The sequence below is a fragment of the Planosporangium mesophilum genome (assembly GCF_016863255.1).
In the GTDB taxonomy this organism is placed as follows: domain Bacteria; phylum Actinomycetota; class Actinomycetes; order Mycobacteriales; family Micromonosporaceae; genus Planosporangium; species Planosporangium mesophilum.
This window is the reverse complement of the sequence record NZ_BOON01000019.1, coordinates 134,326-158,497: the sequence shown is the minus strand read 5'-3', so window position 1 is coordinate 158,497 and position 24,172 is coordinate 134,326. Positions and strand designations below refer to the sequence as shown.

22 protein-coding genes and 1 pseudogene are annotated in these 24,172 nt (G+C 70.1%); 13 read left to right on the top strand and 10 right to left on the bottom strand.

Features of this window, described 5'->3' with window-relative positions; all coding sequences use genetic code 11:
• Window positions 1–9 precede the first annotated feature (9 nt).
• Window positions 10–1,179 carry an LLM class flavin-dependent oxidoreductase gene (locus tag Pme01_RS11655; RefSeq protein ID WP_168115347.1) on the bottom strand — a complete coding sequence of 390 codons (1,170 nt, stop codon included), beginning with the start codon at window positions 1,177–1,179 and terminating at the stop codon, window positions 10–12.
• 12 nt (window positions 1,180–1,191) lie between these two features.
• On the bottom strand, window positions 1,192–2,415 hold the full coding sequence (locus Pme01_RS11650) for an SfnB family sulfur acquisition oxidoreductase (RefSeq protein WP_168115348.1): 1,224 nt from the start codon (window positions 2,413–2,415) through the stop codon (window positions 1,192–1,194).
• A gap of 548 nt (window positions 2,416–2,963) precedes the next feature.
• Here Pme01_RS11650 and Pme01_RS11645 point away from each other — a divergent pair.
• Together Pme01_RS11645 and Pme01_RS11640 are read left to right on the top strand one after the other, a co-directional pair.
• Complete coding sequence (locus Pme01_RS11645; RefSeq protein ID WP_168115349.1) at window positions 2,964–3,848, top strand: NAD(P)-dependent oxidoreductase; 885 nt, start codon at window positions 2,964–2,966, stop codon at window positions 3,846–3,848.
• Complete coding sequence (locus Pme01_RS11640) at window positions 3,845–4,495, top strand: HAD family hydrolase (RefSeq protein ID WP_168115350.1); 651 nt, start codon at window positions 3,845–3,847, stop codon at window positions 4,493–4,495. Before Pme01_RS11645 ends, Pme01_RS11640 begins: the two co-directional genes overlap by 4 nt.
• A 15-nt stretch (window positions 4,496–4,510) precedes the next feature.
• Here the strand turns inward: Pme01_RS11640 and Pme01_RS11635 are convergent.
• Window positions 4,511–4,977 (bottom strand): annotated as a pseudogene (locus Pme01_RS11635) (transposase); the annotation flags it as partial.
• A 488-nt stretch (window positions 4,978–5,465) separates the two neighbouring features.
• Window positions 5,466–6,098, bottom strand: coding sequence for a TetR/AcrR family transcriptional regulator (locus Pme01_RS11630; RefSeq protein WP_168115351.1), 633 nt, complete (start codon window positions 6,096–6,098; stop codon window positions 5,466–5,468).
• A gap of 80 nt (window positions 6,099–6,178) precedes the next feature.
• Between Pme01_RS11630 and Pme01_RS30900 the strand changes: the two genes are divergently transcribed.
• Entirely contained in the window at window positions 6,179–6,607 is a 429-nt protein-coding gene (locus tag Pme01_RS30900; RefSeq protein ID WP_168115352.1) for a DUF6069 family protein, read from the top strand.
• Window positions 6,608–6,633: 26 nt separating this feature from the next.
• Window positions 6,634–7,032: a PPOX class F420-dependent oxidoreductase gene (locus Pme01_RS11620; protein WP_168115353.1), complete on the top strand. Its 399-nt coding sequence runs from the start codon at window positions 6,634–6,636 to the stop codon at window positions 7,030–7,032.
• A 393-nt stretch (window positions 7,033–7,425) separates the two neighbouring features.
• Here Pme01_RS11620 and Pme01_RS30895 read toward each other — a convergent pair whose 3' ends face one another.
• From Pme01_RS30895 to Pme01_RS11600, 4 genes are all read right to left on the bottom strand, one after another.
• Window positions 7,426–7,767 carry a hypothetical protein gene (locus Pme01_RS30895; RefSeq protein ID WP_239088170.1) on the bottom strand — a complete coding sequence of 114 codons (342 nt, stop codon included), beginning with the start codon at window positions 7,765–7,767 and terminating at the stop codon, window positions 7,426–7,428.
• Between the two features lie 145 nt (window positions 7,768–7,912).
• Window positions 7,913–9,142: a cellulase family glycosylhydrolase gene (locus tag Pme01_RS11610; RefSeq protein WP_168115354.1), complete on the bottom strand. Its 1,230-nt coding sequence runs from the start codon at window positions 9,140–9,142 to the stop codon at window positions 7,913–7,915.
• A 156-nt stretch (window positions 9,143–9,298) separates the two neighbouring features.
• A complete protein-coding gene (locus Pme01_RS30890) occupies window positions 9,299–9,460 on the bottom strand; it encodes a hypothetical protein (protein ID WP_239088169.1) in 162 nt (53 codons plus the stop codon).
• Between the two features lie 144 nt (window positions 9,461–9,604).
• Window positions 9,605–10,309: a GntR family transcriptional regulator gene (locus tag Pme01_RS11600; protein WP_239088168.1), complete on the bottom strand. Its 705-nt coding sequence runs from the start codon at window positions 10,307–10,309 to the stop codon at window positions 9,605–9,607.
• Between the two features lie 269 nt (window positions 10,310–10,578).
• Here Pme01_RS11600 and Pme01_RS11595 point away from each other — a divergent pair, with 269 nt between their 5' ends.
• The 9 genes from Pme01_RS11595 to Pme01_RS11555 are packed head-to-tail and all read left to right on the top strand — an operon-like array spanning window position 10,579 to window position 19,998.
• Window positions 10,579–12,213, top strand: a complete 1,635-nt coding sequence (locus tag Pme01_RS11595) for an ABC transporter substrate-binding protein (protein WP_168115355.1) — start codon at window positions 10,579–10,581, stop codon at window positions 12,211–12,213.
• Between the two features lie 21 nt (window positions 12,214–12,234).
• Entirely contained in the window at window positions 12,235–13,236 is a 1,002-nt protein-coding gene (locus Pme01_RS11590; RefSeq protein WP_168115356.1) for an ABC transporter permease, read from the top strand.
• A gap of 34 nt (window positions 13,237–13,270) precedes the next feature.
• The gene (locus Pme01_RS11585) at window positions 13,271–14,161 is read left to right on the top strand and encodes an ABC transporter permease (protein WP_168115357.1); all 891 of its coding nucleotides are present in this window, start codon (window positions 13,271–13,273) and stop codon (window positions 14,159–14,161) included.
• The gene (locus tag Pme01_RS11580) at window positions 14,158–16,008 is read left to right on the top strand and encodes a dipeptide ABC transporter ATP-binding protein (protein ID WP_168115358.1); all 1,851 of its coding nucleotides are present in this window, start codon (window positions 14,158–14,160) and stop codon (window positions 16,006–16,008) included. The genes Pme01_RS11585 and Pme01_RS11580 overlap by 4 nt, the downstream gene beginning before the upstream one ends.
• Entirely contained in the window at window positions 16,008–16,901 is an 894-nt protein-coding gene (locus Pme01_RS11575; protein ID WP_168115359.1) for a C45 family autoproteolytic acyltransferase/hydrolase, read from the top strand. The genes Pme01_RS11580 and Pme01_RS11575 overlap by 1 nt, the downstream gene beginning before the upstream one ends.
• Window positions 16,902–16,920: 19 nt before the next feature.
• A complete protein-coding gene (locus tag Pme01_RS11570; RefSeq protein ID WP_203935563.1) occupies window positions 16,921–17,688 on the top strand; it encodes a LamB/YcsF family protein in 768 nt (255 codons plus the stop codon).
• A complete protein-coding gene (pxpB, locus tag Pme01_RS11565; RefSeq protein WP_239088167.1) occupies window positions 17,685–18,308 on the top strand; it encodes a 5-oxoprolinase subunit PxpB in 624 nt (207 codons plus the stop codon). The genes Pme01_RS11570 and pxpB overlap by 4 nt, the downstream gene beginning before the upstream one ends.
• Window positions 18,305–19,189, top strand: coding sequence for a 5-oxoprolinase subunit C family protein (locus tag Pme01_RS11560; RefSeq protein ID WP_239088166.1), 885 nt, complete (start codon window positions 18,305–18,307; stop codon window positions 19,187–19,189). The genes pxpB and Pme01_RS11560 overlap by 4 nt, the downstream gene beginning before the upstream one ends.
• A 5-nt stretch (window positions 19,190–19,194) precedes the next feature.
• Complete coding sequence (locus Pme01_RS11555) at window positions 19,195–19,998, top strand: putative hydro-lyase (RefSeq protein ID WP_239088165.1); 804 nt, start codon at window positions 19,195–19,197, stop codon at window positions 19,996–19,998.
• Window positions 19,999–20,069: 71 nt separating this feature from the next.
• Here the strand turns inward: Pme01_RS11555 and Pme01_RS11550 are convergent, their stop codons facing one another.
• The gene (locus Pme01_RS11550; RefSeq protein WP_168115361.1) at window positions 20,070–23,231 is read right to left on the bottom strand and encodes a M36 family metallopeptidase; all 3,162 of its coding nucleotides are present in this window, start codon (window positions 23,229–23,231) and stop codon (window positions 20,070–20,072) included.
• Window positions 23,232–23,368: 137 nt separating this feature from the next.
• Window positions 23,369–24,118 carry an isocitrate lyase/PEP mutase family protein gene (locus tag Pme01_RS11545; RefSeq protein WP_168115362.1) on the bottom strand — a complete coding sequence of 250 codons (750 nt, stop codon included), beginning with the start codon at window positions 24,116–24,118 and terminating at the stop codon, window positions 23,369–23,371.
• Window positions 24,119–24,172: the final 54 nt, after the last annotated feature.

Genomic DNA, 24,172 nt, shown 5'->3' with positions numbered 1-24,172 from the left:
ATCGGGCGCTCATCGGGCGCCGGCGGGCGCCGGCGTCGCCGCGGCGAACGGGATGCCGGCCGGCTGCGTGTCGGCGACGACGGCCGGGTGCTCCCACAGCCCGCGGGCGCGCAGGATCGGCAGGACGCCCTCGCCGAACCAGTACGCCTCCTCGACGTGCGGGTGCCCGGACAGGACGAACTCGGTGATGCCGAGCCGGTGGTACTCCTCGATGCGGTCGGCGACTTCGGTGTGGCTGCCCACGAGGGCCGTCCCGGCGCCGCCGCGCACCAGTCCGACGCCGGCCCACAGGTTCGGGGCGATCTCGAGGTTGTCGCGCCGGCCGCCGTGCAGCGCGAGCATGCGTTTCTGCCCTTCGGACTCGCTGCGGGCGAGCCCGGCCTGCACCTGCGCGACTGTCTCCGGGTCGATGCCGTCGAGTAGCCGTCGCGCCTGCGCCCACGCCTGCTCGGCGGTGTCCCGGCTGATGACGTGCAGCCGGATGCCGTGACGCAGGGTGCGACCCTCGGCCGCGGCGAGCCCGTTGACCCATGCGATCTTCTCGGCCACCGCGTCCGGTGGCTCCCCCCAGGTGAGGTAGGTGTCGACGTGCCGGGCGGCGACCCGGCCGGCGGCCGGCGACGAGCCGCCGAAGTAGATGTCGGGGGTCGGGTCGGGCACCCGGGCCAGCGTCGCGCCCTCCACACGCAGGTGCTCGCCGGTGAAGTCGACCGTCTCGCCGCGCCAGAGCGCCCGCACGATGTGCAGGAACTCGTCGGTCCGGGCGTACCGGGCGTCCTTGTCGAGGAAGTCACCGTAGGCGCGCTGTTCGTGGCTCTCCCCGCCGGTGACCACGTTGAGCAGCAGGCGACCGCGCGAGTGCCGTTGGAACGTGGCACCCATCTGGGCGGCGAGGGTGGGGGAGACCAGCCCGGGGCGGAAGGCGACCAGGAACTTCAGCCGCTCGGTGACCTCGACCAGCATCGCGGTGGTCAGCCAGGCGTCCTCGCACCAGGCGCCGGTGGGGGTCAGTGCTCCGACGAAGCCGAGCTGCTCGGCGGTGCGGGCGATCTGCCCGAGGTAGGCGAGCGTGGCGGGCCGGGCGCCGCCGGCCGTGCCGGCGGGTACGCCGTGCCCGCCCCCGACGATGTCACGGCTGTCGCCGTAGGTGGGCAGGAACCAGTGGAAGGTCAGGGTCATCGGGTACCTCGTCTACAGCAGGCCGTGTCGCGGTGGGAGTTGTCCGGTCAGGACGTACCGGCCGATGTGCTGGATCTTCCAGCGGGCCGGGTCGTGCAGGGTGTGGGTACGGGCGTTGCGCCAGTGCCGGTGCAGGTTGAGCGGGTCGGCGGCGGACCGGGTGCCGCCGAGTTCGAAGATCGCGCTGCCCAGTTCGACCGCGACCGGATCGACGAACGCCTTGGCGGTGGCGACCGCGATCGAGGCGGTGGCGGCGCTCGAGTCGTCGAGGTGCGCGCGGGCGGCGTCGACGGCCCGCCCGGCCTGGGCCAGCAGTGCCTCGGCCGCCCGTACCTTGATCGCCAGTTCACCGACGCGCTGGACGACCAGGGGGTCGCCGGTGGGGCTGTCGGCGCCGCTTTCGAACCATGGCCGTGCCTTCGTCCGGACGAACTCGACCGCCTCGGCCAGGGCGCCGCCCGCGATGCCGACGTCGATCGCGGTGTGCAGCAGCTGAGCCAGCGCGCCGTGCAGCTGTGGGCCGGTGAACGTCAGGTGGTGGGGCACCACGCGGTCGGCGGGTACGGCCACGTCGTCGAGGGTGACGGTGCCGCTGGCGGTGGTGCGCTGACCCATACCCGCCCAGTCGTCGACGACGGTGACCCCGGGGGCGTCGCGGGGCACGTACGCGACGTACAGCCTGTCGTCGTCGCCCTTGGCCAGGACCGGGATCCAGTCGGCGAACAGCGCGCCGGTGCTGTAGTACTTCGTGCCGCGCAGCACGAAGCCGCCGCCGCCGGTGGCCGCCAGCCGGGTGCGGTAGTCCTGGACGTGCCTGGTCCCCGCCTCCGACTGGGCGTTGCCGAACCGCTTGCCGTCCAGCACCTCACCGAAGAAGAACGCCTGCTGGGCCGGGCTGCCCTGCTGGCGCAGGACGTTGACGTACACGAAGTGACTCTGCGGGATCTGGGCGATGTTCGGGTCGGCGGCGGCCAGCAGCCGGAACACCTCAGCGATCGTCTCGGCACGCACGTCCGCCCCGCCGTACTGCCGGGGCACCGTCACGCCGAGCAGACCGCTGGCGGACAACCGGTCCAGCTCGGCGGCGGGCAGCCGCCGCTCGGCGTCGCGCGCGGCCGCGTCCACCGCGAACTCGGCCGCGAGCGCGCGGGCCACCGCGACCGCCTCCGCGTCGTCGGCGATGACGTGCGTAGCCGGCCTGGCCGTGGCGGTGGTCGGGGTGTCGTGCGTGGTCATCGGTCCGCCTCGTTCCCGGTCCGGAGTGGACGGCTGCGATCACGGCGTCCCGTGCGGCAGGAACAGCGCGCCGTGCTCCGGATCGACGCCCCGCGATCGCTTCCTACTTAGCCTACCGGAAAGATAGCCTATCGATGTCAACCGTGGTTCCTGCTCGAAACCGACCGCGACCGTACCCGCGCGGCTGCGGCGCACGTGGTCTTGTTCGCCGGCGATGCCGAAGGGGAAACGATGACCGGTATCGAGACTGGCCGGCGGCCGCGGCGCGCACCCCCGGACGTGCGGGGCTGGATCGCCGGTCCTGCGGTGGCGTCAGCTGTCGAGAGAGACGGGCTCTATGTCTACCTCAACACCAGGAACCCTGCGGTGCCGATCGATTTCGACCAGACGCGCGAGAAGTATGTGGTGCGGCCGGGCTTCGGAGCCCATCCTGTCGTCGGTGTTCCGTGGCTGGGAGCCAAGATTGTCGCAGAGTCGCTTGCCGGTCGGCTGCCCAGCGGAAAAGGGGTCGGTAGCGTCCCTGGGCAGGAGCGGGCAGGGAGGGACATATGGCCGCTGTGGCCTGGATCGGGTTGGGTTCGATGGGTTCGCGGATGGTCGTGCGCCTGGTGGAGGCCGGTCATCGGGTGACGGTGTGGAACCGTACTCGCCAGCGAGCCGAGGTCCTGGCCGGTCGCACCGATGTGCGGGTGGCGGCGACCGCTGCGGAGGCGGCAGCCGAGGCCGAGATGGTGGCGTTGATGGTGACGGATGCCGCCGCGGTGGCCGAGGTGGTGCATGGGCCCGATGGCGTCATGACGGGCATCGTGCGGGGGAGTACGTTGGTCGACTTCTCCACGACCGGGCCCGCCGCCGTGGCCGCGCTCGGGGCGGAGCTGCCGGCTGGGGTCGCAGTGCTGGATGCGCCGGTTTTGGGGAGCACTGCCGAGGCTGCGGCCGGGACGTTGAAGCTGCTGGTCGGTGGGTTCGGCGAGACCGTGGAGCGCTGCCGGCCGGTGCTGTCGTCACTGGGGGAGGTGCTTCATGTGGGGCAGCCCGGCGCGGGGGCGGCGGCGAAACTTGTGGCCAACTTCGCGTTGATGGGCAGCGTGGCCCTTCTCGGCGAGACCCTGGCACTGGCCGATGCGTCGGGCATCGACCGCGACACGCTCTGGCGCCTGCTGGATACGACACCGTTGGCCGCGCAGGCACGGCGACGTCGTGACGCCATCGAAACCGGTCGGTTCCCGCCTCGGTTCGCGTTGCGTCTTGCCCGCAAGGATGCCGACCTCATCACCGATGCGGCCCGAAGCGGCGGCGCCGAGTTGCGGATCGCCGGCGCCGTGGCCGCGTGGCTGGCCGACGCCGTGGCCGGCGGGCTCGGTGAGCTGGACTACACCGCCGTCCTCGGCCACATCGTGTCGGTCTCCCCGCGCACCGGGGACGTCGGGTGACCGTCCAGGCGGTGGTGTTCGACCTGGACGGCACCCTGCTCGACACCATGACCTCGGTGCCGTATGCCTACGTCGCGACCATCGGCGAGCTCGGCGGCCCGGACCTGACTCTCGCTCAGCTCATCGCGTCATGGCATCTCGGTCCTGCTCCGGTGGTCCTGACCCACTTTCTGGGTCGGACCGTCACCGGCAGCGACCTGGAGTGCTTCTACGACCACGTCGCCGTCGCAGCCGAGTCGACCCGGCCGTTCCCCGGTGTCCTGGAACTCCTGCAAGCGCTGCGCCACAGCGGCAGGACGCTCGCGGTATACACCAGCGCCACCCGCCGGGTCGCCGACATGATGCTGACGTACACCGGCTTGAACCACTACTTTCCTGTGGTGGTTACCGGCGACGAGGTCGCCAACCCCAAACCCGCCCCGGACGGTCTCGTGGACGCCTGCCGCCTCCTGGGCGTCCCCGCCTCGGCGACCGCGTACGTCGGAGATGCCGACACCGACCTGAGCTGCGCCCTGGCCGCCGGAGCGATCCCCATCCATGCCCGCTGGTCCGCGCATGTCCAGAGCGCGCCCGGGCGCCCGGACGTCGCCTACCATCCCACCGACGTCATCACCGTGCTCACCTGGGAGTGTCAAGTTAACGGTTGATCTTGGTTGGGTTGGTCAGTTGTTGGCCGGGGTGAGTCGGCCCTCGAACGCGATCTGGAACGCGTTCAATGGCGCCTTCCAGCGCATGGTCCAGCGCCGGCGGCCGGCGCCGGTGGGGTCCAGGCTCATCAGGGCAGGTAGACACACGTGAGGGCGGCGGCCTCATTCGGGAAGTGGCCGCGGGCGCGGACGGCCTTGCGAATGCGTGCGTTGATGCTTTCGATCGCGTTGGTGGAGCAGATGACCCTGCGGATCTCCACGTCGAAGGCCAGGAACGGCACGAACTGCGCCCACGCGTCCGACCACAGCTTTCACGATCGCCGGGTACTTGGTGCCCCACGCGTCGGCGAACTTCATGAACCGCTCGGTGGCCGCGTCCTCGGTCGGCGCGGTGTAGACCGGCCGCAGCGCATTGACGATCTTGTCCCTGTCCTGGCGGCCGCGTACCGGAACGAGTTCCGTAGCAAGTGGACTACGCAGGTACCGGAATGACCGTTAATCCTTACGGCTGCTGCGGTACCCCCCTGGGCTGCCCAGTCTTCGGAGTTGCCGCCACGTCGCTACGCCGAGCACAGCGCCGAGGGCAATCGCCAGCAGGCTTCCGGTCCAGTAGGAACCGAAGAGGCCCACGGCTCCCAGCAGCACCATCAACGCAGCCATGACCATCTGAAACCGCAGTCTGATGGGGGTTGGAACGTCGCGTCCCGTTGTCATCGCGTCCACCTTCTGTCTCTCCTGTTCGACGGCCGGCCCCTCAGCTGTCGAAGCCGCTTGTGAACCAACCTCTGTGGAATCCCACGAGTGTTGAGGCTGTCTTGTTGGGTGAAGCGGCCGGTGGTGGTGTCGTACCAGTGTGATCCGTCAACTGATCCGCGACATTTCCGCCAGATGATGTGCGACAGGTGGTCTAGAACTTAGGGCAGGTCGGCGGAGCCTGAACGCACGGATCTGCCGAAAGTAGTGCGCTGGTTCAGCGGTCGTCGGCAGGCGTGGCTGGCGTCGCGGTGAAGGTGGCGTGAAACAGTGCGGCGAGGTGCTCTGCCACGCGTCGGGTGGACCAGCGGCGTTCGTTGTGGAGCCGGTCGAGCACGTCGATGGACATCAGCGCCCACATCATGTCGGCGGCGGTGTCGACGGTCCAGCGCGGGCCGAGCCGGCCTTCGTCGGCGAGCCAGTGCATCAGTCGCCGGCTGCCCTTGAGCCAGTTGCCCTGCGCGGTGCGCCACAGTTCGGCGGCGTCGGGGTCGTCGTAGCGGGCGCGTTCGACGGCACGGAGCACGCCGAGGATGCGGGGGTGGGAGCGGGCGATGTGCTCGGCCCATTCGGTGAGCCCGGCGGCCGCGTCGGGACAGTCCCAGACCTGTTGCAGCGAGTTCGCGAGATCCTCTGCCTGGCCGAGGTCGCGGTAGAGCGCGGCGAGCAGCTCCGTGCGGCTGGAGAAGTGCAGGTACGCGCCGCGCCGCGTCACTCCGGCCCGCTCAGCGACCGCGGTCATCGTCAGCGCGGCGAACCCTTCGTGTTCGATCAGCTCGCGCGCCGCGTGTATCAGCGCCGCTACGGTGCGGCGGCTGCGGGCGTTCCGTGGCTCCTCGATGACGTTCACCCTTGCAGAATAATTCACAGTGCGTGTACTTTTTAACTGCACATCATGTGAAGTTTTCTCCGCGATCCAGGGAGTAGGCCATGACCGTCACCGGTACGTCCGCCACGACATCCCGTCCGACCCGGGCCGCGGCAGCGGCCCCCCTCGCCGTCGTCGCGGCCACCGGCGCCGCGGTCGCGGTGTGGCTGGCCGCCTGGCTCAGCGGCACCGACCTGCGGGTCACCCCGCCCGGCCAGTCCTCGATGGTCGTGGCGCTGCCGGCCGTCGCCGGCACGGCGCTGGCGGCCGGACTCGTCGGCTGGGCCGCCCTGGCCGTCCTGCGCCGGGTCACCCGGCGGGCGCGCACGCTGTGGACCGCCCTGGCACTGGCCGCGCTGGTCGCCTCGTTCGCGCCGATCCTGTCGGTGCAGGCCAGCGCCGGTGTACGCGCATTCCTGGCCCTAATGCACGTCGCGGTCGCCGCGGTCCTGGTGCCGAGCATGCGTCGGATCGTTGCGGTGCGCGGGTAGGACCGGGCATCAAGGAGGGGACGACGATGAGCATGTTCACCGACCAGGAACTGCGCTACCTGCGGGGCGAGCGCCTGCTCGGCCGGCTCGCCACCGTCGGGCCGGACGGCATGCCGCACATCGCGCCGGTCGGCTGGCGACTGGACACCGATGGCGAGACCATCACGGTCACCGGGCGAAACTTTGCAAACACCAAGAAGTTCCGCGACGTCGCCGCCACGGGGCGGGCGGCCATCGTCATCGATGACGTGCTACCGCCGTGGCAGCCCCGCGGGGTCGAGGTCCGTGGACAAGCCGAAGCGGTCGACGGCCCCGAGCCCCTGATCCGGATCCGACCGACCCGGATCGTCAGCTGGGGCCTTGGCGCCGGACACACGGCGCGCACCAGCCGGACCGGCCTGCCGGCCCCGGCGCCCGATGGCTGAGCCGAGCCTGGGACGGGCATCCGGGAGTCGGGACGGCGCCGGAACCGCCAGAGGATCGTTGACTCCTGCTGCCGTCGACGCGGCAGCAGGAGTCAAAGCCGTCCAGTTGGACGTAGGCCGGGCAAGCTGGACCTGTACGGCCGCTGGCGTGGCACGTACATCGTCGGACACCGAGGCGGAACGCCCGAGGTGATCTTTTTCGTCGGCCACAGTGGCGACTGAGGCCAGCAGCTACCGGCAAGAGACGCGTCGAGAGGCTGACAACAGCGGTGACAACAACCATGCCGTACTGTCGGCCGGGCGGCCACCCGTACGGCAGTTGGCAAACGCCGGACGTTGCAACTGCTGAGCCTGGCCGGACCTTACAATCGGGTGATTCATATCCGGCGTCTTCTACTGGCGAGCGGCACGTACGACGTGACCGGGCTGGACCTGAGATGGGTCCACACCGGGCAGAACAAGAGGGGTCGTGCCGGGCCGCGAGTGCAACTCGATGTACGCCTTGGTGGTGGCGATGATCCGGTCCTCGTGCAGCAGCTCCACGAGATCGCGTCGGCGGATGCGTATCCGGGCGAGCTGGTCAAGGCTGGTGATCGGTTCGGGTAGCGCTGCGGGTGGTCGGGCGTTGGCGATGCCCTGATGTGGCCGGTGTGCGTTGTAGAACGTCTCGTACTCGCGCAGGGTGTGCAGGAGATGTTGCTGGTTGCAGATCAGGGTCCCGGTCGAGCAGTTCACGGGGGATAGGTCCGTACCCAGCGTTCCATGATCGCGTTCATTCGGGGGGCTTGGACGCCGCTGCGCACGACCGTGATCCCGCCGTCGGCGAGGATCGCGGTGATCTCGTTGTTCCGCGGCGGCGTCTACCTCCACGAGGACTGACTCACCGGGTCTGAACACCCTGCTCGCGTGGTGCGTCGTCACGTCGGCGGCCGCCGACGGGCGTCCGGGAGCCCCGGCCCGCACGGCCGCCGCCAGGCGCGGGGTCTTCGGGTGCACGCCGGGGGCGCCGGGTGAGGGGGCGGCTACGCCGGGACGGGACGGGACGGACCGCGGCGGCTTGCGCCATCGACCACGGCCAGAGGTCGGACCAGTTCCACCTGTGCTTCGTCCGCCTCGCCGCGCCGCCGAAGACGGTCGCCTCGCGGGCGTTCGTACGCAGGCCGTTGACGCCGGTGAGGAACCGGGCGCCCCACGGGGTGCGGAGGCTGGGGTTGAAGTTGTTCACCATGTCCAGGTAGGCCGCTTCGGTGTCGCCGCTCCACAACCAGCCCAGGAATCCGATGCGGTACGCCTGGGCGTACTGCAGGACCGCGTCGGTCGCGGGCTTGCCGTACGGGTGGTTGCTCGAAAACTCCCCCACCACGATGGGGAGCCGGCGCGCGACGAACGACTGGAGGTACGACTGGACCTTCGCCGGGGTGTTGAACGTGCCGAACATGTGGATGTCGAAGACGGTGTTGCGGGCCGGGTCCGCGGCCAGCACCTTCGGAGCGTTGTCGCGCATGGTGAACAAGTCGTCCTGGCCCCAGTCCGGCGCGTCGACCATGAGCGTGTGCTGGAGCCCCGCGGCGCGCAGCCGCCCGATCGCCCGCATCGTGTCCTGGGTCCAGGTCGACGTGATGTGGTAGCCGAACGGCTCGTTGGCGACGTTGAGAATGACGTAGTTGTCCTGTCCGGCGAGCGCACCGCGGATGCTGATCCAGTACCCGACGACCTCGTCGAGGGTGGCGGCGCCCTGCTGCTGGCCGTAGCCACTCGCGTCGTGCGCCTCGAGGATGCAGATGAGCCGGTGCTGCTGGCACAGCGAGATGGCGGAGGACACGTCGGCGGCCGTGGTAGCCGGTTTCCAGCGATGGCCGATGGACAGCGTCAGCCGCGCCGAGTTCGCGCCGGCGGCCTTGATGGCGGCGAACACCCCGCTGGTCTGGCTGGCGTACCAGCTGTACGAGTGATTGACGCCGCGCAGGACGAGGTCCTGGCCGTTGGCCTCGACCAGCCGGCCGTCCTTGACCCGCAGTCCGGAGGCCGCGTGCGCGGGATGCGCCAGGATGAGATGCGAGGCAAGGAGCGCGAGCAGCGTGGCGTACACCGCCTGCAGTCCTCTTTTCACAGTCACCTCCGAGGGAAGCCTGGGCGGACCGGATCCACTGCGGCAGCTACCCCAGGGTGACGCGGTTACCCGGTGGCCGGAGCGCCGAGATGGCGTTCCACGGACTCGACGTTGCCGGCTCACGGAGCGCGTGGAGAAGATGAGCCCGGTTGACGATCAGGGTTCGGATCGGCAGGTCCGCACCCAGCGCTCCATGATCGCCTTCATGCGCGGGACGCGGATGCCGGTCTTCACAGTGGCGATGCCCTCGGCGTGGAAGACCGCGTCGACGGCGTCCGTGCAGCGGCTGTCACGGTCGCGGATCAGGTCCTTCGACAAACACGGGGGCGTCGGAGCCACCCAAAGCCGCGCTCGCTGTCGATGGTCAGCTCACCGAGGACGGCGCATCGAACTGCGCTGAGCGCTCTTGCCCGCAACGCGAAACCTGCCTCAGGTGTACAGAAGGCACACGTACCCACGTCTCTAACCGGCGGTGAAGGCGTGCACGAGCTGCTGTTCGGCCCGGTCGAGGTAATCGGCCAGGGCCGCCGCTGCGCGCTCGCCCTCGCGGGCTTCCACCAGGCCGCAGATGCGGGCGTTGTCGCCGAGGTACGGCTCGTGGAACTGCTGGGGGCGGGCCATCACGTGGAACACCAGGCGCAGTTCGGCGAGTAGCTGGTGCATGAGCTCGTTGACCCGCGGGCTGCCGGAGAGGGCCGCCAGCGCGAGGTGGAAGTGCATGTTGGCGGTGCCCACCTCCTGCCATCCGCCGTCCCGTGCGGCGGTTTCGCCCTCGTGCACGGCGGCCCGCACGCGGGCCACCACGCCAGGCGTGTACTGGGCGGTCGCCCGTACGGCGGAGCACTCGAGGATGCGACGGACGCGGTAGAGGTCGATGACGTCGTCGACGGTCAGCTGCCGCACGAACACGCCCCGGTTGAGTTCGTGCACGAGAAGCCGTTCGTGCGCCAGAAGCCGGAAGGCCTCGCGCAGCGTGTTGCGGGATACGGCCAGCGCACCGGCGATGGTGTCTTCGGACAGGCGGGTTCCGGGGAGGATCCGTCCCTCGATCAGGTGGGTGCGCAGGACGTCCGCGACCCGTTCGGCCGTGCTCAGGCGGGCCAGCGCCGACCGGGTCTCACTGAGCGAGTCGACCCAACCGGGCTGAGGCTCCAGCAGCTTCTCCACGGCTCCTCCAGCCTTCGTGCCGCGGCGCGCGCGGTGCGCCGGGCGTCCAGCTTGTCACAGCCGTCCAAAAGGAACTATCGGAGACTCGTTCAAAAAGATGATTGAGGGATTGTTGAGCAATCTGTAGTGTCCAGGCTCACTGGCGTAGCAGCCGCCGGGATGTCGGGAGGTGTCTTGGCTGCCGCATCGCTCGATCTCGGGTTACCCGCCGACCGGTAGCGGCGTAAATAGCCGTTTGTGCCCATTATCCCGCGAAAGGCAGCATAAGCATGGATCTTCCTCAGGTCTCGCGCCGTACGTTGCTTCAAGGCGCCCTCGGCGCCGGGGCTCTGTCGGCCCTCGCTGCGTGCGGCGGCGGCTCCTCATCCGGCAAGAGCAGTGGCAACAAGACCCTGGTGTACGCCGACTCCGACACGCCGCCGAGCTTCGACACCGACACCGGAGGCGCCGTCGACACCGGCGAGAGCATCGTCGCCAACTGCTACGGCGGCGACGTCTTCGGCTTCAACAAGGTGTCCGGCCCCAACGGCGTGCTGATCGCCGACATGCTCGCCCGCGGCACCAAGGGCGGTATCGACATGGGCTTCGCGGAGAGCGTGGACGTCTCCGACGACCTGCGCACCTACACGGTCCACCTGCGCAGCGGCGTCAAGTCGGCGCTCGGCAACACCCTCACCGCCGATGACGTCGTCTGGTCGTACCAGCGCAGCCTGGCGCTCAAGCAGACCGGCGCCTTCATGACCAACGCCATGGGCATCACAGACCCGAGTCAGATCACGAAGGTCGACGCGAGCACCGTGCGCTTCAGCCTGCCCAGCCCCAGCCCCATCTTCCTGAAGGTGAACGCGGCCAAGCTCTACGCCGGACTGTTCGACTCGGTCGCCGCCAAGGCGCACGCGACCGCGCAGGACCCGTGGGCCCGCGACTGGCTGTCGCAGAACACGGCCGGCTTCGGTCCGTACACCGTCAAGTCGATGCAGAAGGGCCGGTTCGTCAACCTCGAGGCGAACCCGAACTACTTCAAGGGCGCGCCGGCCTACTCGAAGGTGGTCTGGAACGCGGTGCCCACCAGCGCCAACCGCATGGCGCTGCTGCAGGGCAACGACGCCGACATCGCCGTCAAGCTCACGCCGCCGCAGCTCAAGCAGGCGCAGGCAGCCAAGCTGAAGGTCACCAGCTACCAGGCCAACCAGATCAAGTCGATGCAGCTGAACACCAAGTACGGCCCGCTCGGCGACTACCGGGTGCGGCAGGCGATCGCCTACGCCATGCCGTACGAGGACATCCTGTCCAGTGTCTACCTCGGTACCGCGACCGCCGTTCGTAGCCCGCTGCCGTCGTCGTACCCCGGCTACACCGACGAGTACTGGTCCTACTCCACCAACATGGACAAGGCCCGCGCGCTGCTGCGCGACGCCGGTGTGAGCGGGTTCAAGCTGACGCTCAGCTACGAGACGACCAACTACGACGACCCGCTGATCGCGCCCATCGTGAAGGCCGCCCTCGGCGACCTCGGCATCACCGTGGAGCTCGAGGGGCTGCCCCAGGCGACGTTCTCCGAGAAGCTCTACAGCCGCAAGGGCCAGGCGTACCTGGTGACGAACTGGCCGTTCGTCGCGGACCCCGGTTACGCGCTCGGCGTGTACTGGAAGTCCACCGCGTTCAACAACGTCGGCGCCTGGTCGAACGCGGAGTTCGACAAGCTGGTCGACCAGATGCTGGTGGAGGCGGCCGACGAGCGCCGGTACGCCCTGGCGAAGACCGCGCAGGAGATCTACATGCGCGAGCAGCCGTGGGTCCTGCTCGCCAACCCGGGCTGGCACGTCGCGCACTCGGCAGGGGTCTCCGGCCTCACCTGGTACCCCAACAACGGGGTGCGCTTCGAGGACATCAAGCCGGCCTAGTACGGACGGGAAAGCTGACACATGAGCAGGCTGATCCTTCGCCGCCTCGCGGTTCTGCCCCTGCAGGTCCTCGGCGTCGTGACGATCGTCTTCTTCCTGTCGCGGCTGATGCCAGGGGACCCGGCCTTCCGGCTGGCCGGGTCCCAGGCGACAGCCGAGCAGGTGGCGGCGATCCGGCACGATCTCGGACTGGACCAGCCGATCTGGACGCAGTACTGGCGGTTCCTGACCCACGCCGTACAGGGTGACTTCGGCAAATCGGTGCAGACCGGCAACAGCGTCACGACCGACCTGCTCCAGCGGGCACCGGCGACGCTGGCGCTGATCCTGCTGTCGCTGGTCGTCATCATCGTGCTCACGCTCGGCCTCGTCGGGTGGTTCCTGGCGCGGCCCAGGGGAGTGGCGCGGCGCACCATCGGCGGGTACGGCTTCCTCGCCGGCGCCGTACCGGACTTCTGGATCGGACTGGCGCTGATCTCGCTGCTGTACGCCCAGTTCGGACTGGGAGCGGCGCCCAGCGGCCAACTCGACGCCCGGATGTTCGTCGACAACGTCACCGGTGTGGCCTTCATCGACGCGATGCTGGCGGGCGAGGGGGAGGCTGCGGGCAACGCGGTGCTGCACCTGCTGCTGCCGGTACTGACCCTGGCGATCGTCTACACCGCACCCGTGGTGCGCATCATGTCGGCGGTCTCCACCCAGACCATGCAGAGCGACTTCATGCGCTTCGCGAACTCCTGGGGAATCAAGTCCTGGCGGCGTATCGCCTACGTGCTGCACCACGGCGCGCCGACGTTGATCACCGCGCTGGCGTCCACGGTGGTGTTCCTCCTGGGCGGAGCCGTCCTCGTCGAGACCGTCTTCTCCTGGGGCGGCCTGGGCCAGTACGGCGTCGCGGCGGTCACCCAGTCCGACTACGCGGCCGTGCAGGGCTTCGTGATCGTCGCCGGCACGTTCACCGCCGTCGTCTACGCCCTCGGCGACGTGCTGCACACCGTGTTCGACCCGAAGCTGCGCGACTGACCGCCCTTCGTCACCGAAAGGAACCGTGATCGACGTGAACAAGGTCGGTCGGCGTCTCGCCGTGCTGGTGGGGGGCCTGTCGCTGATCCTTGCCGTGGCCGGGCCGTGGATTACGCCCTACGACCCGGAGCGGCCCACCGCCGACGTGCTGATCTCACCCTCCATCAGCCACCCCATGGGCACCGACGCCTCGGGCCTCGACGTGTTCTCGGTGACGGTGGCCGCATACCGGACCGACCTGCTGATCGCGCTCGCCGCGGTCGCGCTGTCGCTGGTGGTGGGCATTGTGCTCGGCGTCCTGGCCGGATACTCGTTCGGCGGCAGCCGGCCGTTGGGCATCCTCGGCAAGGCGGTGGACCGCCTGCTCGACCTCGTGCAGTCGATCCCTGTCGTGATCCTGGGGCTCGCCCTCGTCGCGACGTTCGGCCGGGGCATGCCGAGCGTGATCGCCGCGGTGGCGTTCGTGAACGTGCCCGTCTTCGCCCGGCTGCTCCGCGCCTCGCTCAAGAGCGCCGAGCGGGGCGGGCTGGTGCAGGCCTGCCGGTCGGTCGGGCTGAGCGAGCGGGCCACGTTGCTGCGGCACGTGCTGCCCAACTCGCTGGACAGCACGCTGGCCAACGCGTCCGTCGCGCTGGGCGGCGCCATCCTGCTGACCGCGGCGCTGAGCTTCCTCGGCGCCGGTGTCCGCCCGCCCACGCCGGAGTGGGGCGCGTTGATCTCAGGCGGAGCCAACTACGTGCCCACCGGACAGTGGTGGATCAGTGTCTTCCCCGGCCTGGTCCTGTCCCTGACGGTCGTGTGCTTCGCGCTCGCCGGCGAGAGCGTCCGCGACCGGCTGAGCGCCGCCAGCGGCAGGAAGCGCTCCGTCGACGCCGCGCAGACCGGCATCGACATCGACACCGACACCGTGATGAGGCTTGCATGAGTTCGATGCGACTGCAGGTACGCGACCTGGTCGTCGAGGCGGGGCGAGGGGGCGAGCGCACCCAGGCCGTCCGAGGCGCCTCCCTGAGCGTGGCCGAAGGCCAGGTCGTCGGACTGGTCGGTGAGTCCGGCAGCGGAAAGACGATGACCTCGCTGGCCTGCCTGGGCCTGCTGCCACCCGGCGTGGAGGCGGTCGGCGGAGAGATCACCGTGGACGGGCAGGCCATACTCACGCTGCCCGAGCGCGACCGCCGGACGCTGCGCGGTCCGTCGATCGCCATGGTCTTCCAGGACCCGCTCAGCAGCTTCCACCCGGGGCTGTCGATCGGCACCCAGATCGTCCACTCGCTTCGCGACCACGGCGTCGGGCGCGCGGAGGCGAAAGCGCGCTGCATCGAGGTGCTCGGCGAGGTGGGCCTGCCGAAACCGGAGGCGCAGGCGCGCCGCTACCCGCATCAGCTGTCCGGCGGCATGCGCCAGCGCGCCATGATCGCCCTGGCGCTGGCCAACCGGCCCCGGATCCTGATCGCGGACGAGCCCACCACAGCACTGGACCCGACCGTGCAGGCGGGCATCCTGCGCCTGCTGCGCCGACTCGCCGACGACGGGCTGGGCCTCCTGTTCATCAGCCACAACCTCGGGGTGGTCGCCGGGCTCTGCGACGAGGTCACGGTGATGCGCAACGGGGAGGTCGTCGAGTCCGGCCCGACCGCACGCATCATCGGCGACCCGCAGCACCCGTACACGCAGACGCTGCTGGCCGCGGCGCCGAGCCTGCCCGACCCGGTGGAGGCCGGAGATCCGATCGTGGTCCGGGAGGAGCACGGCGCGGCCGCGTCGGACACCCCGGTCGACCAGGACGCGGCGGTGTACACGCTCACCGACGTCAGCCGGCACTTCGTGTCGGGCAGCCGGGGCCGGAAGACCACCGTGCACGCCCTCGACGGCATCTCGCTGTCGATCGCCAAGGGCAGTTCCACCGGCATCGTGGGGGAGTCCGGGTCGGGCAAGTCCACCCTCGCCCGGCTGCTCGGCGCGCTCGACGCCCCGTCGAGCGGGCAGGTCCTCTTCCACGGCCAGGACCTCACCCGGATGTCCAAACAGGACATGCGGGCGTTCCGGCGCAAGGTACAGTTCGTCTTCCAGGACCCGACCTCGAGCCTGGACCCCCGGTACACCGTGGAGGACACCCTGCGGGAAGCCCTCCACACGCACGGCGTCACCGACCCCGCGCAGGTGGCCCGGCGGTTCACCGAACTAAGCGATCAGGTCCGGCTGCCCAAGTCGCTGTTCGGCCGCTACCCCCGGGAGCTCTCGGGCGGACAGCGCCAGCGGGTGGCGATCGCGCGGGCCCTCGCGCCGCGGCCCGAGGTGCTGATCGCCGACGAACCGGTCAGCTCCCTGGACGTGTCCATCCAGGCGCAGGTGATGGACGTGTTCCGGGACCTGTCGGCGAACGACGGGCTGACCCTGGTCATGGTGTCGCACGACCTGGCGCTGATCCGCGACGTCTGCGACAACCTCGTGACGCTCTACAACGGCACCGTGATGGAGAGTTCGCAGGCCGCGGCCTACTACGAGCAGCCCATGCACCCGTACTCGTCCGCGCTGCTGCACTCCATGCCCAACCCGCGCCACATCGGGCGGCTGCCCGACGTGCTGGCGCTGGGCGAGCCGGCCGACCCCACGTCGCCGCCGCCCGGGTGCCGGTTCCACCCGCGCTGCCCGCGCGCCCAGGACCTGTGCCGGGAGCAGATCCCGGCCCTCACAGCGATGCCCGACCGGGTACTGGCCTGTCATTTTCCCCTGACGGTTCCCGCCGTCACCGCAGAGGTTGGTGAGCGCTGATGTGCACTCTCGTCGGTCGTCACACCGGTGCCCAGTGGGTACTGGCCAGCAACAGCGACAACCCGTACGACGTGACCAACCACGTCATCTCCTGCGTGGCCACGCCGTACTCGTACGTCGCGGTGGAGGTGCTCTGCCCCGGACAGGAGGTGGCCTGGGACGGCATGGTGACCCGCGGGGTCAACTCCGCGGGGCTGGCGTTCACGTACGCCTACGTTCCGGAGCACTCGGACACTCCGATCGTGAAGGACGACAGCCTTCCCCCGCAGACCTGGACGCGGGAGATGCTGGCGTCGGCGGCGACCGTCGACGAGGCGCTGCGCTTCATGGAGCAGCGCGCCGGGCAGATCCTGACCGGCAACTACCTGATCGGCGACCGGCACGGTGAGCCGGTCATCGCCGAGGTCTCCGGCGGTCGACTCACCCTCACCAAGTCCCGCGACGGGGCGATCGCCTGCACCAACGTCTGGCAGACCAGCCCGGATGCCGTACCGGACAACTGGCCGGCCGAGTCGGCCTCCCCGGAGCGCTCGGAGCGCTCCTGGACGATGCTCGGCGCCGGAACCGGGGCGGCGCTGGCCGAGGTGCTCGGCGACCACGACCGGGCCGACGTCGACGACGCCGGTCGCGCGAAGTCCATCTGCAGCCACGGCACCCAGATGGGCACCATCTCCAGCGAACTGCTCGACACCCGCAGCCGCACGCTGTGGTGGTGCTACGGCTGGCCGTGCGGACAGGCCCGGGGCAATGAGAACGTCCAGCGATCGTCGTGGGGCACCTACGTGCCGTTCAGCGTCGACAGGATCGAAGCCGACGCGGAGCTGGTGACCGTCGACGGGCTCATCACCCCGGCCGGAGCACGTGTCCTCGCCACGGCGCCGCTGCCTGCCTGATCCGATGTCACAGCCCACGATCGACCTCAACAGCGACCTCGGCGAGTCCTACGGTCGGTGGCGCCTCGGCGACGACGCCGCCCTCCTGGCGGTGGTCACCAGCGCGAACATCGCCTGCGGCTTCCACGCCGGGGACCCCACGACGATTCGGTACGCCTGCAAGGAGGCGACCCGCAACGGCGTGTCGATCGGAGCCCAGGTCGGCTACCCCGACCTGCTGGGGTTCGGCCGGCGCTTCATCGATATGGAGCCTGGCGAGCTTACCGACGCGGTGCTCTATCAGATCGCCGCCCTCGACGGGCTCGCCCGCGTCGCCGGTTCCCGGGTCACCTACGTCAAGCCGCACGGAGCCCTCTACAACACGGTGGTGCACCACGAGTCCCAGGCGGCAGCCGTCGTACAGGCGGTGCGCGAGTACGACGATCGCCTGCCACTGCTCGGCCTGCCCGGCTCCGTGCTGCTGAAGACCGCCGCTGAGGCCGGGCTGGCGACCGTCGGTGAGGCGTTCGCCGACCGGGCGTACACGCGGGAGGGCACGCTGGTGTCGCGGCGGGAGCCCGGCGCGGTGTTGCACGACCCCGGCGAGGTGGCGCGGCGGGTGGTGCGGATGGCGGTCGACGGCGAGGTGATTGCCGTCGACGGCACCTCCGTGCGCCTTACCGCCGACTCGGTCTGTCTGCACGGCGATAGCGAGGGCGCCGTGGCGATGGCCCGGGCGGTACGTGCGGCGTTGACCGCCGCCGGCATCCGGCTGCGGGCCTTCGCCGTCGGAGTCGACCACCGATGAGCATGCGGTTCCTGCCGTGCGGCGACTCCGCCGTACTGGTCGAGCTCGACGACCTCGACGCGGTTCTGGCACTGCACGCGGAGCTGGTCGGCGACACGCCGCCCGGCGTGGTCGACCTGGTACCCGCCGCGCGCACCCTGCTGCTGCGCGTCGATTCCCGGCAGACTGGCGTCGACGCGGTGACGCGGGCGGTCGCCGCGGTGCGGCTGGGGACCGGACGCCAGCGCGAGGCCCGCACCGTCGAGATCCCGGTGATATACGACGGTGAGGACCTGTACGAGGTCGGCAGGCTGACCGGGCTCGGTGAACGCGGCGTCGTGGCGGCACACACCGGCCAGACGTGGACCGTCGCGTTCGCAGGCTTCGCCCCAGGCTTCGGCTACCTCGTCGGCGAAGACGATCGGTTGCACGTACCCCGCCGGGCCAACCCGCGTACCCGTGTGCCTGCCGGGGCGGTCGGCCTGGCCGGGGAGTTCAGCGGGATCTACCCCCGAGAGTCGCCGGGCGGCTGGCAACTGCTCGGACGCACCCATCGGCGGATGTGGGACCCGCAGCGGAACCCACCGTCGCTGCTGGCTCCCGGGATTCGTGTGCGATTTGTCGAGGTGCCGGCCCGGTGAGCCAGACTGCGGTGCTCGAGGTGCTGTCCGCCGGTCCGTTGACCACGATCCAGGACCTCGGCCGGCCCGGCTACGCCGATTGGGGCGTCGGCGCGAGCGGGGCAGCCGACCGTCGCTCGCTACGCCTGGCCAACCGCCTCGTCGGCAACCCCGAGCACGCGGCGGCGCTCGAGGTGGTCCTCGGTGGGTTGCAGCTGCGCGCGCGCCGAGCGGTCATCATGGCGCTGACTGGTGCCCGATGTGACGCCACGGTGGACGGCTGTCCGGTCGGACACAACAGCGTGCTGTCCCTGCAGAGCGGGCAGGTACTGCGCCTACGCACGCCGGTCGCCGGCCTTCGGACCTACGTGGCCGTGCGCGGCGGCATCGACGTCGAGCCCGTGCTCGGCTCCCGATCCACTGATGTTCTGGCCGGACTCGGTCCCGCCGTCGTCGCCGCCGATTCGCTGCTTCCGGTCGGAGCGGCACCGCCGACCTTTCCTAACGTCGACATGGCACCCGTACCCGACCCACCGCACGGCGAGGTGACCCTCCATGTCAGCCTGGGACCGCGAGACGACTGGTTCACCCCCGAGGCCCACGACACGCTGCTGCGGACCTCGTGGACGGTGACCCCGGACAGTAACCGGGTCGGCATGCGGTTGAGCGGCACCGCGCTGGCGCGGGCCATCTGCGGCGAGCTTCCCAGCGAGGGAATGGTGCGTGGCGCGCTTCAGGTACCACCGACCGGGCTGCCCATCCTGTTCCTGTCCGATCACCCGGTCACCGGGGGCTATCCGGTGATCGCGGTCGTCGTGGACGCCGACGTTGACCGGGCGGCCCAGCTGCGTCCCGGCCAGTCCCTGCGTTTCCGCTCCATCCACCAATCGAGGACAAGGTGACTTTCGTGCAGACAATCACCGGAACTCCCGCCGACCCCGCAGCCCTGACGCCGGCCGCAGCCCGCGCTGTGTTCCGGACTGGGCTCAGCACTCCCACCAGTGGATGGTGCGCGGGCGCCACCCAGGCCAACCTCATCGCGGTACCCCGGGAGTACGCCTACGACCTGCTGCTCTTTACCCAGCGCAACGCACAGGCCTGCCCGGTGCTCGACGTGACCGAACCTGGCGACCCGCGCACCAGCCTGGCCGAAGGCGCTGATCTGCGCACCGACCTGCCGGCCTACCGCGTCTACAAGCACGGCGAATTCGTCGCCGAAACGACGGACGCCACCGAATACTGGCGCGACGATCTCGTAGCCTTCCTCATCGGCTGCAGCTTCACCTTCGAGCAGGGACTGCTCGATGCAGGCATTCCAGTACGGCACCTCAGCAGCGGTAAGAACGTGCCCATGTACCGTACGAATCGACTCTGCCGGCCAGCCGGGCGGATACAGGGTCCACTCGTGGTCTCCATGCGAGCCATTCCCGCCGCTCAAGTCGCCACCGCAGTGCAGATCACCAGCCGGTATCCGCGCATGCACGGCGCGCCGGTACATGTCGGTGACCCGGCAGGGCTCGGCATAGCAGCGCTGGACCAGCCCGACTACGGCGATGCGCCGATCACATGTGACGGTGACGTCCCCGTCTTCTGGGCCTGCGGCGTCACGCCCCAGGCTGCTGCGGTCGCGGCCAAGCTTCCATTCGCAATATCCCACGCTCCCGGCCAGATGCTGATCACAGACGTGGCAGACACGAACTGGTCCGTCTGAGGCCTGGGCCGCAAAACAGCCCAGTGGGGCGGCTACCGGGAACCCGGTAGCCGCCCCACCTTGTACGCGAACTACTGCGGGTCGGTCGCGGTGAGTGTGATCGGCACCGCCGCGCCCAGCCAGAGCTGGCTCAGCACGTACCGGGTGCCGCTCGGCAGGGTGCCGGACTCGTCGGCGGCCGACGATCCCGCCGTGCCGATCAGCGTGCACGACGCGTCGTAGAAGTACAGGTCGATGTCGTACGGGCCGGCACCGCCGCCGCGTACCTCAACCCTGTGCAGGCCGTCACCGAAGCTGTCCGGCAGCTTGGTCACCCACGCGTCCGCGCCCTGTGCCGGCGCGGACGGGACCGCGCAGGCGGACGTGAACGCGGTGGCCGTGACGCCGGTCGCCCCGTCGGCCGCGTCGCTCGACGGGTTACCCGCGACGATCGTCCCGCTGTCGGTCACCGGCGGGTCCGGCGGCGACGGCGGCAGCGGCTCGACGCCCTGCACGTTCTGCGCGAAGACCTGCAGTTCGGCGACCTGCACGCTGGTCTTCGTCTCGCCGAGGGCGCTGTCGGTCCAGAGCCGGACGTACTGGGCCTGCACCGGATTCGGCAGCGTGAACTGCTTGTAGTGCAGGTCGGGCGCTGTGGGGCGGGGCGTCTGGTAGCCGAACGCGTCGGGCTGTGCCAGCGTCGTCTTCCAGTTGACCCCGTCGCTCGAGGTCTGCAGGGTGAACCCGCGCAGCCCCTCGAAGCGGGACGGGGAGAACGCACTGACCTGCACCGACGAGATCTTCGCCGGCGCGGCCAGCTTCACCACGGCGTTGCCGGTGCGCGGCGTCGCCTTCCAGGTGCTCGCCTCGGTGTCGTCGAGCATCTTGTCCGCGCCGTCCGCGGTGGCCGACACGACCGTCGCGCCGTTGGCGGTCGCCGCGAGGTTGGGCGCGAGCGAGAAGCGCAGTGACGTGGTTCTACCGGCCGCCACCTTCACGCCGGGGAAGGTCCGCGCGCCGAAGCCGGGCGCGGCGATGGTGACCGGGTACGCGCCGTCGGTCACCGACGCGGAGAACCCGCCGGTCGACGACGACTTCGCGAGCGGCGTGACCCGCGCCTCGAACACCCCGAGCATGACCCGGGCGCCGGCGACCGGCTTGCCCGTGGCAGCGTTGATCACCGTGCCGGTCAGGGTGCCGTTGCGGGCCGGGTTCTGGTGCGTGAACGATGGGACCGGGTCGGTGTCGTCGCCGCCCTGCGTGGTGGCGTGCAACCCGAGGCCGCGCTTGGCGAAGGCACCGTAGACGAGGTCGACGACCGTGTCGTAGTCCGTCCGGCTGTGGTACCGGTTGTCGAGCGCGGTGCGGATCGCGTCCCGCATGTCCACAAAGGAGGGATCTGGTGGTGACAGTGGCATCGCGTCGGTGATCATGCGGGCCGCCATCTCCCCGCCGGTCGCCTCGCCGAAGTGGGCGACGAGCGCCTTGCGCACGTCCCACAGCGTTGCCGTCCAGATCTCACCGTCGGCGTGGACCTCCGGCCCGACCAGGTCGTACCCGACGTCGCCGTAGGTGGTCGGGTTCTCGTCGTAGCTCCAGTTACGGATGCCCCGCACGGTGTTGCCGGTGGCGTACTGGCCGATGACGGCGGTCTTCGCCAGGCCCTTGCCGTACAGGTAGTTCATCGCGTACCAGTCGCCCCAGCCCTCACCCATCGAGCCGGACTGGTGGGTGTTGAGGGCGTTGTCCTCACCGCTGACGTACCGGTTGGACAGACCGTGCGCGTACTCGTGCTCGATCACCGAGGCGTCGAAGTTGCCGTCGGAGTACGGGCCCTCGAAGCTGTCGTTGATCGGCTCCCAGAGGAACATGCCACTCCACGGCGGGATGCCGTCGGGGAGCGTCAGCATGTACGCGTTGTCGCGCCCGGTGTAGGTCGGCGAGCCGCCGCTCGCGGCGCCGGCGTGCACCAGCCCGAGGATCGGGTCCCCACCCTGGCCGCCCCCACCGGCGTTGTTGACCTGGAAGTTGCCGGCCGTCTCGGTGAAGCCGAGGTTGTAGAACTCGTCGTGGATCCGGTTGTGCTGCCAGAACAGGTTGGTCGCCGCCGGGTCGAGGTCGAGCGCGTAGCTCGGCGGCAGCGTCTGGCCCTTCGTACGCGCCCAGTTGGTGCCGTACGCGTAGTTGAACTGGCCGGTGGGGCTCACGGGGCGCGGCCCCTGGTCGACCGGGGCCAGGTAGTTCGAGTAGTTGGCGTACGTGTTGGCGTTGTTGCCGAGGGTTGTCGGACCTGCAAGCCCGGCGATTCCGGTCGGGTCGACGTAGCCCGACGGGGACGCCTGGGTAGGCCCGAAGGACTTGATGACCGGGTTACCGCCGGCCGGGGCGCCGGGGTAGTTCTCGTAGACGGTGCCCTCTGCCTCGTGCGCCACCAGCGACGCCTGGTAGAGCGTCTGCCCGGTCGTGGCGTCGACCACCGTGTCCCACGCCTCGTCGAGGCTCTTGACGAAGAGCACCCGGTAGGCCGGGCGGGCGCCGTCACGTACCGGGAACGCGACCTTCTGCACGTAGGAGTCAGCGGCGAACGGGCCCTTGGCGAAGACCTGGAAGCCCGCCCGCTCGCCCGTGGCCTGGGCGGTGTAGCTCACGCCCGCCGCGAGCCTGCCGGCCACCTTCTGCAGCGACTGTCCGGCCGACAGTTGGTGGGCGGCGAGGAGGTTGCCGCCGCGGGCGGAGTCGCCGGCGTACGACAGGATCCTGCCGTCGCCGGCGACGGCGACGCCGAGGTGTCCACCGCGGACCGCGGGCAGCCCGGCGTAGCTTTGCGCGAAGTTGATCACACGGGTGCCGGTCCCGACGAGTTCGTGGTTGCGCACGACGGTGAGCGCCGCGACGTCCGCCGTGGAGAGGCCGAACGCGTCGCGGTTGTCGTCGATGAAGGCGCGGGCCACGGTCACCGCGTCGCCGGCGCGCGGCCCGGTGAGCCAGCCACCGTCCTTGCGGATGGTCCGCGGGGTGCCGAAGCGGGAGTCCCAGGTCACCCTGCTACCCGCCCCCGCGGATTGGATCAGGTCGCGGACGGCGGTGAGTTGGGCGTCGGTCGGCCGTACCGCCTCGGCGGTCCGGCGGACGTCGGCTGTCGCGTCGCCCGCTGCCCCGGGTCCGAGGTCGACGACCGCGCGGGCGGGTGCCGGGGAGAGCGCCAGAACGGCGGCGACCGCAGCCCCGGCCGCGAGGTGTTTACGTAAGTGCATCGATGCTCCTGGGGGTTCGGTGGAGCCAGTTGCAGTACTTATCGAAGGCGATGCGTACTGCGTAACAGTTGTCCACCGAACGGGGGAGGGCGTGATCACCGGGCTGGGGTGAGCGTTCCCGGGTTGGCGATCGGGTGTCAGCCGCCACCGGCCAGAAGGTGCTCAGCTCTGTGGGTGAGGGCCACAAGCGCCCAGCGCTGCGGGTACGGGCCGTAGGAGACGCGGGCGACGCCGAGGGTCTCCAGTTCTGCCGGCGCCGGCAGGCCGGGCACTCCCAGGAGGCTGAGTCGGCCTTGACCGAAGGCTGCGGCTAGTTCGCGAATGTGGTCAGGGTCGGTGCACCCGGGCACGAAGACGCAGTCGGCGCCTGCCGCGAGATAGGCCGTGCCGCGCTCGATCGCGTCGGCCAGGGCGGTCTCGGGTGGGCCTGCGAGGTAGGCGTCCGTACGGGCGTTGAGTACGAAGGCCATGCCTTCCGCATGGCTTGCGGCCACGGCGGCTTCCACCGCACGCACGGCCTGGTCGAGCGGCTTCATGGCGTCCTCGATGTTGCCGCCGACAGCGCCGGAGCGGATCGCAGCGCGTACGGTCCCCGCCACATCGCCGTAGCCGCTTTCCAGGTCGGCGGTCACCGGAAGGTCCACCGCCGCGGCGATACGTGCGATGGCCGCGACCATCAGGTCGACCGGCATCTGTTCGCCGTCGTCGTAGCCATGGGCGGCCGCGATGGAGTGGCTCGCCGTCGCCACGGCTCGGCACCCCGGCACCGCCGCGATGGTACGGGCCGAGGCGACGTCCCAGGCGTTGACGAGTACGAGGATCGTGGGTTCGACGTGCAGCGCGCGCAGTCGCCGGGCCTTCTCCTGCTGGGTCGGTGCCGGGGTCATCGGGTGCCTTCCACGGGGCGTTCTGCGGGAAGGGCCGGTGGCGTCCGGCCCATT

Bases quoted from the DNA above. Each gene is read 5' to 3' on its own strand.
- Pme01_RS11580 (WP_168115358.1), top strand. From the start codon at position 14,158: ATGAGTTCGATGCGACTGCAGGTACGCGACCTGGTCGTCGAGGCGGGG.
- Pme01_RS11645 (WP_168115349.1), top strand. From the start codon at position 2,964: ATGGCCGCTGTGGCCTGGATCGGGTTGGGTTCGATGGGTTCGCGGATG.
- Pme01_RS11655 (WP_168115347.1), bottom strand. From the start codon at position 1,179: ATGACCCTGACCTTCCACTGGTTCCTGCCCACCTACGGCGACAGCCGT.
- Pme01_RS11575 (WP_168115359.1), top strand. From the start codon at position 16,008: ATGTGCACTCTCGTCGGTCGTCACACCGGTGCCCAGTGGGTACTGGCC.
- Pme01_RS11590 (WP_168115356.1), top strand. From the start codon at position 12,235: ATGAGCAGGCTGATCCTTCGCCGCCTCGCGGTTCTGCCCCTGCAGGTC.
- Pme01_RS11620 (WP_168115353.1), top strand. From the start codon at position 6,634: ATGAGCATGTTCACCGACCAGGAACTGCGCTACCTGCGGGGCGAGCGC.
- Pme01_RS11595 (WP_168115355.1), top strand. From the start codon at position 10,579: ATGGATCTTCCTCAGGTCTCGCGCCGTACGTTGCTTCAAGGCGCCCTC.
- Pme01_RS30900 (WP_168115352.1), top strand. From the start codon at position 6,179: ATGACCGTCACCGGTACGTCCGCCACGACATCCCGTCCGACCCGGGCC.
- Pme01_RS11550 (WP_168115361.1), bottom strand. From the start codon at position 23,231: ATGCACTTACGTAAACACCTCGCGGCCGGGGCTGCGGTCGCCGCCGTT.
- pxpB (WP_239088167.1), top strand. From the start codon at position 17,685: ATGAGCATGCGGTTCCTGCCGTGCGGCGACTCCGCCGTACTGGTCGAG.
- Pme01_RS11650 (WP_168115348.1), bottom strand. From the start codon at position 2,415: ATGACCACGCACGACACCCCGACCACCGCCACGGCCAGGCCGGCTACG.
- Pme01_RS11545 (WP_168115362.1), bottom strand. From the start codon at position 24,118: ATGACCCCGGCACCGACCCAGCAGGAGAAGGCCCGGCGACTGCGCGCG.